This window comes from Fimbriimonas ginsengisoli Gsoil 348, from assembly GCF_000724625.1.
Classification (GTDB): domain Bacteria; phylum Armatimonadota; class Fimbriimonadia; order Fimbriimonadales; family Fimbriimonadaceae; genus Fimbriimonas; species Fimbriimonas ginsengisoli.
This window is the reverse complement of sequence record NZ_CP007139.1, coordinates 791,057-803,963: the sequence shown is the minus strand read 5'-3', so window position 1 is coordinate 803,963 and position 12,907 is coordinate 791,057. Positions and strand designations below refer to the sequence as shown.

Below are 12,907 nucleotides of genomic sequence, written 5' to 3'. Positions count from 1 at the left end.
TCTGATTACAAATTGAGCCACAGGCGATCGGGCCACTTCCCGCTTTACAACCATCAGTGCTTGCGCACGTGCCCACAGAGGAACAACCAAGACCGAGCCTCGATCATCCCCAATTGCGGAGGGAATTCCAAGCGATTTCAAGTGTTTTTGGAATTTCCGTATCAGCGTCTCGTCCCTCACACTTGCGCATATGGCGATCATCGACTCGGAGTACCCCTTGCTAGAAAGCGGGAAGAATTCGCACTCCAATGTATGGGTTCCTACATTGGGAACGTTGTCTCCAAGCTTAGAAGTTAGCCTCCACGGTTCACCCGTATGAGAGTCATATTCGTATGAATCCGCCGACGAAGGCGCTGGTCGAAGACCAGCGGATGCCTTCAGCTCCTTAACGCCTATCATGGCAGAAGCCGATGGGACGGTCCAATCATTCAACGTCTCGGAGAGCGCAGATAAATAGTTTAGACGCCTCGAAAATGAGAGCTTTGCCTTACCCAAAAGTCTCTCACTTAGGATTCCATTCCGGAAAGTTACGACTCCACGATATTGGCGAGCGGAAAATCGCATCACGAAGGAGTTACCTTGCAGGGAGATTTCGCCCTTTGCCATCGGTGTGCGTGCAGTTTTCCTCCCCTCTGTGATTGTCTCGTAGAGGAAAAATGCAGCTTTTCTCCTTTTGGAGCTTGGGAGCCACCAACCGATCGCCGAAGCGCTGGTGGGAACAGTCCGTCTCCTCTGGTCTTGGCGTACGCCGTTAGCTTGCAGGCTGGCGATGAAAAACAAATGCACAATGATCATGGATGGTGTCCCTGAGCCATCAGTAGACTATGGATCGGTAATCTCATAGGCCTCTTTCTCCGTCAGGTTAAAGAATGCCTGGTGTTTTGAAGAGCCTCTCAAAAAATAGAATCGTCCGATGACCGTATCAGATCTACGGCCTTCAGTCGTGATCCACGGCCGTAGCTTGTAAGATACTTTGTAAATCTTGTCGTTGGGCAGGAACACACGATGACGTTGCACCATTTCGAATGCTTTCTTAATGGACCAATTGGCTTCGCCTTGTGACCAGGTCAAATTGGCTTCTGGTGTCCTTGGCGCCGAGATGCTCAGAGTTGGAAATGGAATAATGATCCGATGATTTTTGTCCAGCTTCGAAACGTCAACACCATATTGCATATGATATTCGCGAGCCAAATCCAACTGAGCTTTCTTGGAGACGTTTATGTTGAGTGTCAACATATGTAGCGTAATGATGCCAGCAAAGACACCTCTTTGATCGGCAAATCTACACAGTTGCATAAGCTCGTCTGCGTCTGATTCTCTATAGTCCGGGAGGGCAGACACCCAGCCTTGGAAACACAAGATTCCTAATGTGGAGAGAAGCACCATAATCTTTACCTGGGAAGTGGATTACTTATCGGGAGCATACATCAGGTTGTAGCGCAAAGTTCCTTTAAGGCGTATAGTCGCTGGTACCCGACATTCGGTGCGGATCCTGTGTAATTGACAAGAGACTAATTGCGAAGACAGTAGCCTTGAATTCTTGACTCGTCATGACAAAAAATGTAATTTCGGAGTGATCGCCGACGAATTGGATTCCCGCGCTGAAGCTGCACCTAGTCCAAGTTTCACAAGAGTCCAAGCCGTTCAGGTGAATCGCTTCCACAGAGGCCCATATCGAAGAGATCAGAAGAAGTCGAGAGACTTACGTGGGCTTACATTAGTGGGCTACCAGTTAGCGATCAAGTTCTTATAAGTCGCAAATTCGCGATGAATGAGTTTTCGCTGTTCGTAGAATGCCTCCTTATCGCCCAGCGCCAAGTCCAATTGTGCGATCTCGTAAGCGGCTCGGAGTGACCTTTCGGGGACCGATTGTTTGAAAGTCTCGTAAACATGGGTCAGTCGTTGCCTGAACTGCTTGGTCCGGTAATTGTGATTAGGAAACCCTGCAGGCAGATTTCGATCCTCAAAGTCGCCTATCGTGCGAGTAGCGCAATAAGCATAAGCAAGTGCGGCGAAGCTTCTTTGTACCGCGTCTCCTTCATGAGAGGCCTTGAATAAGTAACGCTGCGCCAGCGAATGGAACTTAGACTCGTCGCCAACACCTTCTGAACTGGCTTTCCACTGAAGCGTCCAGTAGGAAATTCCTAGGGTGAGATCTTCCTCGGGAGTCGTTCTGTATTTCGGCTCCTCGCCTCGAAGTGCAACTCTTACGACTGGGCGGTCAAGTCTTCTAAGTAGATCTGTCGCTAACTCTTGCGCTCGGCGGGGGTACCCGAACGTGATCGGGTATACAAGCCTGTCGCACCACAAAATATCTGCCAGTTTCAGTGAGAAATCGACCGTACCGAACCCGTACGATAATTCGTGGTTGGTCGGTATCGTTTGCCTAGGAACGTTCAATAGGCAATAAGCAAGGCATACCAGAGAGTACATGGTGATTCCTAGGTCCAGTTTTAGCTGAGGAGCGGGGTGAAAGTCATCTCTATTCCCCGAAGTAGCCAATCCATAAGCCAATTTAAACGCCCAGCTCTCAGCGTCCATTGCACTTATCTGGGGGCGTTTTGGTTTTCGTCAAGTGCCCCACGTTAATGCTGTCAACGAATGAAACGTCCTAGTGTATGGTAGCAGGCACCGGCTACACGCGTTCGGCGTAGGCGGACGGGACGCAGGTACGAGCCAACCTGCGGCTACACGGCTTCACCGTAGGGGAGGCCGCTCTGGAGAGCAGCGATCCGGGGCTTTGCCATAGGGGGAGGGATGGGGCCGTTGCGGCTGGTTTACTTGGTCGGAGCTTCGATCTTCTGCGGTCACAGAGCTGTCCGTCACGGTGACCGATAGCCAGATGGCCAATAAGCACGAAAGGGAGCCGAGCAAAAACAACGGGGCCCGCCGCCGAGGCATGTTGTATGCGTCGGCGGCGGGCCCGTTCGGTTCGAGGGTTAGATTACGCCTTGCTCTCGGAGGGACTTGTAGTGGCACTCCTTGAACTTCTTGCCGCTTCCGCAGGGGCAGGGCTCGTTGCGGCCGACTCGGGTCCAGTCGATCTCGCCGGTGTTGCGCTGGGCGCTTCCTTGGATCGACGTGTAGACGGTGCTCTGAAGGGGTGAGCCTCGCGATTCCAGCTCTTCGGAGGGGAGGTTGTTCGAGTCGTATTCGTCGAGATTGGCCAGTAGCGGCATCTCCGACTCGGCATCGACCATCGCCTCGAAATCCTGTCGTCGCTGTACGCGTACGAGGTACAGCGTCCTCGCCGCCTGGTCCCGAATCGCCTGGAGTGTGCGTTGGAAGGTGTCGTACGTTTCCTTCTTGTACGCCACGAGAGGGTCGACCTGGCCGTATCCTCGGAGGCCGATGCCTTCGCGGATGTAGTCGACGGTCTGCAGGTGCTCCATCCAGTGGTCGTTGACCGCCTTCAGCATTACCCACTTCTCGATGTCGGCCATCGTTTCGCCGGCTTCTCTCGCCTTGGCGTCATACGCCTCCATCGCCTTGCTTTGGACGAAGTCCACCAGCTCTTGGCTTGGCGGGAACTTCTCTAGGTCGGCGAGCGACGCGTAGTCAAGCAGCGGGAAGACTTCGTTGAGGTCGGAGTAGAGGACCGAGTGGTCGTAGACCCGCTCGCCGTCTTCCTCCTCCATCCAGGCGTTCGCCACCATTTCGGCGACGGTTTCCTTGATGTATTCGCGAAGCTCGACGTTGACGTCCTTGCCGAGTAGGATTTCGCGTCGCAAGCCGTAAATGTGCTCGCGTTGGGCGTTCAGAACGTCGTCGTACTCGAGAACGTGCTTTCGGGCTTCGAAGAAGTGATTCTCGATCCGCTCCTGCGTCTTCTGAATCATCCGCGAAAGGAAGCCGGCGGTGACTTCCTCCATCGGCGGCCACATCTTGAGGGCCGGGTTCTCCAGCATGTTCGCGTTGAAGATCTTCCAGAGCTGGTCTTCCAGCGCGACGAAGAACTTCGACTCGCCGGGGTCGCCCTGTCGTCCGGCGCGGCCCCGAAGCTGGTTGTCGATTCGCCGGCTCTCATGGCGTTCCGTTCCCAGGATGTAGAGACCTCCGAGCGCTCGGACGACCTCGGCCTTCTCGCGCCTCTCCTGATCGCTGATCGGCAGCGGGGGGGCCGCTCGCTCCTTACCGCCTCGACGATAGCTGGTGAAGGTGTTGGCGTATTCGCCGCCTTCCTCTTGCGGACCGTCGGCCTGACCCCGAGCCTGCTTCACAAGCTCGTCTTCCACGCGTCCGCCGAGCAGGATGTCGACGCCGCGTCCCGCCATATTGGTGGCGATCGTCACCTGACCGAGGCGGCCGGCTTCGGCGACGATGAGCGCCTCTCGCTCGTGGTATTTGGCATTGAGGACGTTGTGCGGGATGCCGTGCTTGAGGGCGTCTTCCAGGTGCTGGCGATTTTCGTCTCCCTTGAGATCCCATTGATCGAGACACCAATCGAGCCAGTCGCCCTTGAATATGTCCGCGCTCAGATCGACCTTGCTTAGGAACGCGCTAACTTGCTGCCGATTCAGATCCTGCAGGTCGGTCTCATAGAGTCGCTTCGCGTCTTGGGCGACCTCGCCTTTGACATCCTTCTTGACCTCCAGTTTCTCTTTCAGCCGTTGGCTGATCACGAGGCGCTGGAGCATATCGGCGGTGAGACGGGCGGAAACCCGCTCCGACATTTCGACGGATCGGGTGCCGACGAGCACCGGCTGCTGCTTGGTATTGAGTCGGAGAATCTCCCAACCGATTCCCCGGAACTTGGCCTCGATCGTTTTGTAGATGACGTCGGGTTGGTCGGTTCGCTGGGTCGGTCGGTGGGTAGGCACCGTCACGACGTCCAGGCCGTAGATCTTCCGGAACTCGTCCTCTTCGGTCTTGGCGGTACCGGTCATACCGGCCAGCTTCAGATAGAGGCGGAAGAGGTTCTGGAAGGTGATCGTTGCGATCGTCTGGCTTTCGCGCTGAACCTCGACCCCTTCCTTCGCTTCCAGCGCCTGGTGGAGGCCGTCGCCGTACCGTCGACCGTACATTGGCCGGCCGGTGTTCTCGTCGATGATGACGACCTCGCCCTTCTGCACCATGTAGTCGATATCGCGATCGAACAAGGCGTACGCTTTAACGGAGGCGTTCACGTGGTGGAAGAGTCGCGGGTCGGCGGCGATGTTGTCGATCCCGAGGAGCTCTTCGACATAGTCCATGCCCTCTTCGGTCATGGAGGCGGAGTGGTTCTTCTTATCCGCCGTATAGTGGATCTCCTTCTGGAGGTTCTTGACCACCTTGTCGATCTCGGCGTAAACCGACACGTCCTCGCTGGACGCGCCCGAGATGATGTGCGGGGTTCGGGCCTCGTCGATGAGAATCGAGTCGACTTCGTCGACGATGGCGAAATGGAGCTCCCGCATCACCAGATCTTCTTCCGCGAACGCCATGTTGTCGCGGAGGTAGTCGAAGCCGAACTCATGGTTCGTTCCGTAAGTGATGTCGCAGCCGTAGGCGTCCCGTCGCGAACACTCGGTGAGGTTCAGATAGCGGGGATCGGCGTGGAAGGCGCCGGGGGTGTAAACGTACGAGCCGCCGAGCTCGTCGCTATCTTGGCTTTGTCCTTGGATAATTCCGACGCTTAGGCCGAGGAAGTGGTAGACCGGTCCCATCCAGACGGCGTCGCGTCGGGCGAGGTAGTCGTTTACGGTGACCAGGTGGGCGCCGCGACCGGAGTAAGCGTTCAAGATGAGCGGGGCGACGGCGACGAGGGTCTTACCTTCACCGGTCTTCATCTCCGCGATGCGACCCTGGTCGAGGACCATGCCGCCTAACATCTGGACGTCGAAGTGGCGCATCCCGAGCAGCCGCTTCGAGACCTCGCGGACGACCGCGAAGACCTCGGGGAGCATCTTTTCCGTCGCCTCGCCCGACTGGGCTCGGCGACGGAACTCGACTCCCTTAGCCTTGAGCTGATCGTCGTTGAGCGCTTGAATCTCGGTTTCGAGGTCGTTGATTTTCTTCAGGATCGGCTGAAGCAGATCGACGTCCTTCTTGCTGGTGTCAAATAACTTGCGTAAAAAATTCATGTCGGATTGCTAGTTGCTTGGTTGCCGGGATCATTTCGATGACCCCGGCAACCGGACGAGCCGATTGCTTCAATCGAGCAATCGGCAATCGAAAATCAAGCAATCGACAACGGTCCGTCGCGGGAGCGCCGGCAATCTTCGAATCCATCCGGCGGGGTGGGCGAATCGCCCACGGAGATAACCGGCCGCGCTTCGGACTGTTGCTTTTTGGGCTTGGGCCGGGCCGGCTGGTCCTCGGTTCGGAGGATGGCGAAGAGCGCGCTCGAGAATTGCGGATCGCGGGAGGCGAGCAGGGCGAGGATCGCCCGATCGCGCTGAGCAATCGCCGGTTCCACCTCTCGGTGAAATACTTCCAAGCCCGAAGGCAACCGCCCCTCGTGCGCGAGCCGCTCGATATTCGAGGGCCCGTGGAGCAGGAGCAGAATTAGGACGGGGAGTAGTGGAAACATCGCAAAACGCGCTAGTCCTAAATTATAGACGTTTGCGGGCGATGCCCTATCGCCACCTGGGACAACGTTGCGGCATCAGTCGCTCTTCGCCCAGGGCTGGCGAGAGAGATGGTCCGGAGGTAGATCGACGTTCTCGTACACCTTGGCAAGCGGGATCGAGATGCCGAGGCTGGGGATTTGGAGACTGGAGTCGACTCCCCAGCAATCGGAAAGAACCCATTGGCCATCGTCTCCCCGGTCGTACCGGTCGATCATCGGCGCCTCTTGAGAAACGAGCACGTAGCTCTTTAGAGTGGCGAGTCGCCGGTAGTGGGCAAACTTGGCGACGCGGTCGTAGCTCTCCGTCGAAGGAGAGAGGACCTCAAAGATCACGACCGGATTTAACAGCGTGTCCATGTGGTCGTCTTTCAGAATCGCCTTTCCACAAACGACGGAGATATCCGGGTAGGCGTACATCTCCGTGTCCGGCACCTTTACGCGCACGTCGCTTCCAAGGGGACGGCATGCGGAGCCCGTTAGGGCCAGTCCAAGAAGAAAAATCAAGCTTGATACTATTTCGACGTGGGCGAGGCTCGCGCCAGCCATCGCGTACATCACCCCGTTTACGAGTTCGTGTTTGGTTGGGGTCGCCCGCTCGGCGGAAAGGTATTGCTCTGGCGATATAGGCAGTGGCGGTGACACATGTCAATTATCCAGCGGCGGCTGCCCGCAAAATCGCCGGGTTGTTGCGGAGAATTGAACGGTTGGAACGTTGAGGGGCCTCTGATCCGGTAGTCGTTACCCAGTGCTTCGCTTTGCTCTTGCCTCGATGCTTTTTGCCTTCGTGACCCTTGCCTCCGCGCAAGCGCCGGTCATCGTGGCGGCCAAGATCACGGTTCCCCCAAAGATCGATGGGACGGTAGACGACACCGAGTGGCACGATGCCGCGATGTTCGAAGGGCTTGTCGACGAGACCACCGGCCAGACCTCGCCGGAAGCCGGTAAGTTTTGGATCGCCTACGATGAAAAGTACATCTACTTCGCAGCGCGGCTGATGGACTCCCAGCCGGGGAGCATTCAAGCGACCGAGTATCGGACCAATGTGGGGATGAACGGCGACGACAACGTCGTGCTGGACATCGACCTCTCCGGCTCCCTCAGCGATTTCAACACGTTCCAGACCAACCCACGAGGGGCGACGAACGTCCGGCTTTCCGGCGGCCGCGCGGCCAAACGGGAATGGAATGGAGAAATGGTAGCCCAGTCTCGCCGCACCCCTGGCGGATGGGAAACCGAGATGCGTATCCCGTGGAGCGCGCTTCCGATCCCGAAAGCGGGGAAGCGGGACGTGCGAATCAACGTCGAGCGGTTTATCCCTCGTCTGAACCGCACCTTCAGTAACGTCTTCATCAACGACGGCAAGTCGGCCAACACGCCGATCTGGCGCGACGTGATCTTGCCCAAGCCGTACGTCGACCGGAGCATCAAGCTTCTTCCTTACGCCTATGCCGGCCTCGACGGGGATCGTGGAACGATCCTCAACGGCGGCATGGACCTGAAGACGAGCCTGAACGAGAACGTCAACCTCGTCGGAACGATCAACCCGGACTTCCGCAATATCGAGCGAAGCGTGCTGTCGCTCGATTTCAGCCGCTTCGCCCGGATCGCGAACGAGAACCGGCCGTTCTTTCAGGAAGGGTCGAGCTACTACAATTCGCAGCTCTTCTTCCCGCAAACGATCCGGCAGTTCGACGTCGGAGTTAATGCCTACGGGAAGCTGAACGATAAGACGCAGTTCGGATTTCTTGATACGATCGACTTCGGCAAGGAGAACGTTTCAGTCGGAAACCTCACCTACGCCCCCACCGCCAACGATAATTATCGGGTCACGGCGACGAGCCGGACCCGACCCGGATATGAGAATTCGGCCTATCTGGCGCGGTACTCCAAGACGATCGGCCCTTGGAATATCTTTGTGCGCGACATGGGGAGCCGGGATACGACTCTACACTCGGGGGAGCAGACCGACTTGGCGCTGGGTTACTTCAAGGGAGGATTCTTCAGCAACGCCGGATATACCCGCGCTACGGAGAACTTCTTCCCGGGGGTCGGGTTCGTTCCGGAGACCGACTACAAGGGGATGAATTACTTCCTCGGCTACCAGCACCCACTGGATAAGGGACCGCTGCAGAGCTACGCGGTGAACCTCACGTATCTTAATTACGATCACATTTCTGGAAAGCGATATCGAGACGACGCGAACGGAGACTTCGCCGTCACCACTCGGTCCGGGCTCGCCCTCGACTATAACGTCGACCGGGCGACCTTCGAAGGGAGTCACGATCGAATCGATACGGCAACCGTCTCGTTCCCGGTCAGCGACCCGTACCGGAACGTGCAGACGAGCTATGCGTCGGGGGAGATCGGCGGGGATAAGTACCGGCTCTTGACGGTGGGCAGCTCCTACCGGCTCTTCGGCAAGCTTCAGCTCACGGGCACTTATCAGAAGTTCCACCTCGGGGCGGTCGACACGGACCAGACAATCTTCAGCAGCTTCTACGACTTGGGACATGACCGCTCCGTCAGTGGCAGGCTCGTCCGAACTGGCTCAGACACTAACTGGTATTTGGCGTTCCGTCGATCCGGAAATCGGGGCGCCGAGTACTACCTAATCTTCGGAGACCCGAGCGCGCTTCGTTTCAGGACCAGTGTGATCTTGAAGGTCGTGGTTCCGTTCCGAGTCTAGCCTCTTGTCAAGGTGGCACGGGCGGCCCGCCCGAGTAAGAAGCTTGTTGTTCATCCCAATCTAAACAGTACTACTAGCTCGTCAAGCCTCATTCTTTGGCTATTCTTGAGGAACTTGGTCGGCCTTTCGGGGCTGTCCGCAGGTACGAACAACCTGCGGCTACACGGCTTCGCCGTAAGATGCAGCGTCCAAAAATGAGTTTTGACGGTCCACTGGCCCAGCTATGGGGTCTCTTTCGGCGCGGGCTTGTGATCCAGGCCTCGCGAATGGGTGTAAAGGAGAATCCCCCGGTTCGCAATAAGCGAGCCACAAACTCCCATCACCAGGAGGAGCAAAATTTTTACGATGATTTCCGTGACCGAATTGCCCACGGTTCCGAAATCGATCGCTTTAGCCCCTTTGATGTGAAGCACGTCGCTGGGCGAAACCGAGAACATTTCGTAGGCAAGGCGGAAGACCAATAATAAGAGGCCGACCCCTCCCAGGAACACCACGATCCCTAGGCCCGAGCCAACCGCGTCACGACGTCCATGTGTTCCGCTAGCCACCACGCACTTTTACCACGTCTCCCACACGAATCGTGCCGGAAGAGCGCACCTTGCACAGCATCCCTCGATTTCCCGCCATCTTTGCCACGAATTCTTGTCGATCCTCGCCCAAACGTCGGGCCATGCCTCCGCACGGGGCGCAGTCTTGCTCGATCTCGAACTCCACTTCGCCGACGGTAATCACCGTCCCGATCGGAAGGCTTTGAAGTCCGGGAATGTCGAGGGTGATGTTTTCCCTTAGCTCTCCGGACCGGTAGCCGAAGGCATTCAGTTCGACGGTCGACAATAACAAGGCTTGTCGTCGCCGTTTGCCGAACGAGTAGTCGCCGACAAATCCTTTACCGCCGACCGCTTCTAGCGAGTCGGCGACTTCCATCACTCCGCGCGCGGGCTTTCGATAGAGAGCCACGACCGAGCCGAGGGCAATCTGGATCGGATATTCGAGGAGGGCGGCTTGCGACATGGAAGAGACTTACGCCGTGGTGCGGAAAGGCATTTTTGCACCGCCAAAGATTGCTTTGCAATCCGCAGCCCCACGTCAGTATGCCGTCCGGAGGAGAAGTTGTATTGTGTCGTCGGAATGAGCCCGACGGCGGACATCCGCTAGCGCTGGGGCTGCTTGTTCGACTTGGGATTATTGGCCAAGACGACTCGCTCAGTAAACACCCTGTGCTTGGAAAGCACCCCGTTTAAGCGCTTCGACCTTCGACGGCGCTTTGTCTACGGAAATGGACAGGGTCTGTCGGGCGCTCTGCAATTCTCGCTTGATGTCCAGAGTTAAGTGAGGGTCCTTAGTTGCGCCGGCTTGACTGAGGACATCCGCCTCGCCTTGGACATCGTAAAAGTTCGCTCGGAGAGAGAAGGCATACTCCATAGCGACCCTCGGATCGCTATGGCTCATCGCCATGGCCTTGCCGTAGGCGAAATCAACCCCCTCACGCTGATAAGCCGCGGCAAACGCTCTGGCGAAAACGAGAAAGACCTGCGCGTCCGAAACACTCGACTCGCCCGGACCAGAGGTTAAGGTTACGTCATCTCTAATTTTTCCCCCCTCCAAATAACGGCCGTGGGACTTACTGACGACGTCGTGGAGCGTGGCCGCATCACCGTGCCGAAAGGCAAGTAAGGCGATCTCGGCATCGATTAAGCCGGTCGACGAGCCAACTTGATCCGTCGTCTGAGCGGCTCGGAAAGCCGCCAGCGCGTCACGATACCGGCCGAGCGCCGCGAAGCACGTCCCCATCTTGCAGTCGATCGTCGGATCGGGGCTGAGCGTTGGTAGAGCCTTTGCGGCTCGATACCCATCAAGAGCCTTATCGTACTGTTTGGCGAAGAAATCGGCATTCGCATTCCCCACCGACTTTTCATAAACCGCCCGTTGAGCCTTCAGCTTGAGACCAGATGCGTTCAACGGCCCGCGAGGCGCAACTTGCTTCGACCCACCAAACGTCGGCACGGTCGCGACGGCCGCCACCACGGCCACGGAACCAGCCAAAACCCAAACTCCTACGTTCTTTTTTTTCACGATGGTTTCCTTTTTCGACATCCGGTTCATGGAACGAATATGTTGGTCCAGGTCGGATGACTGGATAGCGCCCCCCCGCCTCCGGCGGTAGGACTGGCGGGCGGGGGAGAGGAAGTGCTCGAACCATTCCAATCCCAAGACTGACTATATAGGGCTATGTCCTGTTCTGAAGTGTCACTGGACCTGTACATCAAGTTCGTTTGAAAATTGGTGAGAACCTGCACGGCTCCAACCTGAATCTTCCAATATCCGGGAGTGTCCTGGTCGTCTTCTCTGATTGGGTACCGGTAGACCGCTGGATCGTAAGTAGGGCCGCTGTTATTGTAAGGGTACGAACTGTCGAGGTCGTAGCGCCCCGATGTCGTGCTCCACTGGTCGATGAGGATTCCGTCGAAGTACCAGTAGGCGTTTACCAATTGAGCGCAAAAAAGCGTGCCGTCCGGAAAGTGAGGGCATTTGGTGCCGCCGAACGAATAGTACATTCCAACCGGACTGCCGGTAATGGGAGAAAGGCAGGTCGGATTGCCGTTAGAGACGAGCCCGTAGTGCACCTCGTTCGACAGGCCGGACGGGGTTATTCCCGACCAAACGGGGGTTGGCGCCTCGACATTGACGGTTTTGGATTGATAAATGGAGCCGATCGAAACACCGTTATAAGAGGCGTTAGCAGTGACCGATACGGTCTCAGCCTTGCCCTTTTTCCAGTGCCAGGACGGTGACTCCACGGCGAGATCTGCGGAGGTCAGGTAGGTAACCAAGCCGATGGTGTCGTGCCTGTAGGTTTTAAACGCGTCCGATCCGCCTACATTCCACTGCCATTGGCTAAGAATGACGCCGGGCGCGGAAAGTGTGCCGGAATCGAGTCGGCCGACCTCACCGTACTGGGTCCCATGGTCCTTAACCGTGCCGTTGACAAACAGATTAACGGCATCGCATGAGACACCGTAGGTAACGCCGACGTTGAAGGGACCGCTCCCGCTGGAAGCCGAGCCGGACACTGAGCACTGATTAACGGTAACGGTATCTCCGCCGGGTTTGATGGTGGCTTTAGAGCCATTGCAGACGGAGCTGTAGTTCGTTCCGATCTGAATCTGAAAGGGCGGAAACGGCACCGGCTGGTAAATCGGTGTGGTCAGGTTGACTGTGGTGGTTCCGAGGCCGTTGTTGGCTGCACTGGACCCAGAAGCGCCGCCATATGCCGAGGCTCCCGCCGAAGCATTGCAGGTTTCGATGACGACAACGGTGTCGGGAGGGTTGTCGTCCGGGTCAAGCTCGCCGCCGTAGATCGTGCCACGCTGCCAGGTGAACGTCGTCGAGATGAGGCCAGACGCACTGGCTGAGCCTCCACCGCCTCCCGCTCCTCCACTGATGGCGCCGTGTCCAGGCGTAACCGAATAACCGCCTCCGCCGCTAACGGACATGGTGAGTCCGGACGTCATGCCGGCAACGTAGTACCCAGCCAGGAGCTTAGAAGGAGCAAACAGCAGTAGCCCTGTAAACGCTAATGCAATAGCACGATTCACGATGCGTACACGATATCACGACATTTGGCTTACTGTAAAAAATTTTAATAATTCCGAGCCGACGATATCTCCTCT

10 protein-coding genes are annotated in these 12,907 nt (G+C 57.0%); 1 reads left to right on the top strand and 9 read right to left on the bottom strand.

The window, feature by feature from the left end; translation table 11 throughout:
- Window positions 1–822 precede the first annotated feature (822 nt).
- From OP10G_RS03735 to OP10G_RS03715, 5 genes are all read right to left on the bottom strand, one after another.
- Entirely contained in the window at window positions 823–1,386 is a 564-nt protein-coding gene (locus OP10G_RS03735; RefSeq protein WP_025227220.1) for a hypothetical protein, read from the bottom strand.
- Window positions 1,387–1,725: 339 nt separating this feature from the next.
- Window positions 1,726–2,541 carry a hypothetical protein gene (locus OP10G_RS03730; RefSeq protein ID WP_025227221.1) on the bottom strand — a complete coding sequence of 272 codons (816 nt, stop codon included), beginning with the start codon at window positions 2,539–2,541 and terminating at the stop codon, window positions 1,726–1,728.
- Between the two features lie 398 nt (window positions 2,542–2,939).
- Window positions 2,940–6,062 carry a preprotein translocase subunit SecA gene (gene secA / locus OP10G_RS03725; RefSeq protein ID WP_025227222.1) on the bottom strand — a complete coding sequence of 1,041 codons (3,123 nt, stop codon included), beginning with the start codon at window positions 6,060–6,062 and terminating at the stop codon, window positions 2,940–2,942.
- Between the two features lie 95 nt (window positions 6,063–6,157).
- Window positions 6,158–6,511 carry a hypothetical protein gene (locus OP10G_RS26110; protein WP_144240978.1) on the bottom strand — a complete coding sequence of 118 codons (354 nt, stop codon included), beginning with the start codon at window positions 6,509–6,511 and terminating at the stop codon, window positions 6,158–6,160.
- 75 nt (window positions 6,512–6,586) lie between these two features.
- Window positions 6,587–7,192 carry a Uma2 family endonuclease gene (locus tag OP10G_RS03715; RefSeq protein WP_025227224.1) on the bottom strand — a complete coding sequence of 202 codons (606 nt, stop codon included), beginning with the start codon at window positions 7,190–7,192 and terminating at the stop codon, window positions 6,587–6,589.
- Between the two features lie 127 nt (window positions 7,193–7,319).
- Between OP10G_RS03715 and OP10G_RS03710 the strand changes: the two genes are divergently transcribed.
- Entirely contained in the window at window positions 7,320–9,236 is a 1,917-nt protein-coding gene (locus OP10G_RS03710; RefSeq protein WP_144240977.1) for a DUF5916 domain-containing protein, read from the top strand.
- A gap of 221 nt (window positions 9,237–9,457) precedes the next feature.
- Here OP10G_RS03710 and OP10G_RS03705 read toward each other — a convergent pair whose 3' ends face one another.
- The 4 genes from OP10G_RS03705 to OP10G_RS03690 all read right to left on the bottom strand — a co-directional run bounded on the left by OP10G_RS03705 (window position 9,458) and on the right by OP10G_RS03690 (window position 12,748).
- Complete coding sequence (locus tag OP10G_RS03705) at window positions 9,458–9,784, bottom strand: hypothetical protein (protein ID WP_144240976.1); 327 nt, start codon at window positions 9,782–9,784, stop codon at window positions 9,458–9,460.
- The gene (locus OP10G_RS03700) at window positions 9,777–10,247 is read right to left on the bottom strand and encodes an MOSC domain-containing protein (RefSeq protein ID WP_025227227.1); all 471 of its coding nucleotides are present in this window, start codon (window positions 10,245–10,247) and stop codon (window positions 9,777–9,779) included. Before OP10G_RS03700 ends, OP10G_RS03705 begins: the two co-directional genes overlap by 8 nt.
- A gap of 192 nt (window positions 10,248–10,439) precedes the next feature.
- Entirely contained in the window at window positions 10,440–11,309 is an 870-nt protein-coding gene (locus tag OP10G_RS03695) for a hypothetical protein (protein WP_144240975.1), read from the bottom strand.
- 26 nt (window positions 11,310–11,335) lie between these two features.
- Window positions 11,336–12,748, bottom strand: coding sequence for a hypothetical protein (locus OP10G_RS03690; protein ID WP_025227229.1), 1,413 nt, complete (start codon window positions 12,746–12,748; stop codon window positions 11,336–11,338).
- Between the last annotated feature and the right edge of the window lie 159 nt (window positions 12,749–12,907).

Coding starts and splice junctions, on each gene's coding strand:
- OP10G_RS03735 (WP_025227220.1), bottom strand. CDS start 1,386: ATGGTGCTTCTCTCCACATTAGGAATCTTGTGTTTCCAAGGCTGGGTG.
- OP10G_RS03730 (WP_025227221.1), bottom strand. CDS start 2,541: ATGGACGCTGAGAGCTGGGCGTTTAAATTGGCTTATGGATTGGCTACT.
- secA (WP_025227222.1), bottom strand. CDS start 6,062: ATGAATTTTTTACGCAAGTTATTTGACACCAGCAAGAAGGACGTCGAT.
- OP10G_RS26110 (WP_144240978.1), bottom strand. CDS start 6,511: ATGTTTCCACTACTCCCCGTCCTAATTCTGCTCCTGCTCCACGGGCCC.
- OP10G_RS03710 (WP_144240977.1), top strand. CDS start 7,320: ATGCTTTTTGCCTTCGTGACCCTTGCCTCCGCGCAAGCGCCGGTCATC.
- OP10G_RS03700 (WP_025227227.1), bottom strand. CDS start 10,247: ATGTCGCAAGCCGCCCTCCTCGAATATCCGATCCAGATTGCCCTCGGC.
- OP10G_RS03690 (WP_025227229.1), bottom strand. CDS start 12,748: ATGACGTCCGGACTCACCATGTCCGTTAGCGGCGGAGGCGGTTATTCG.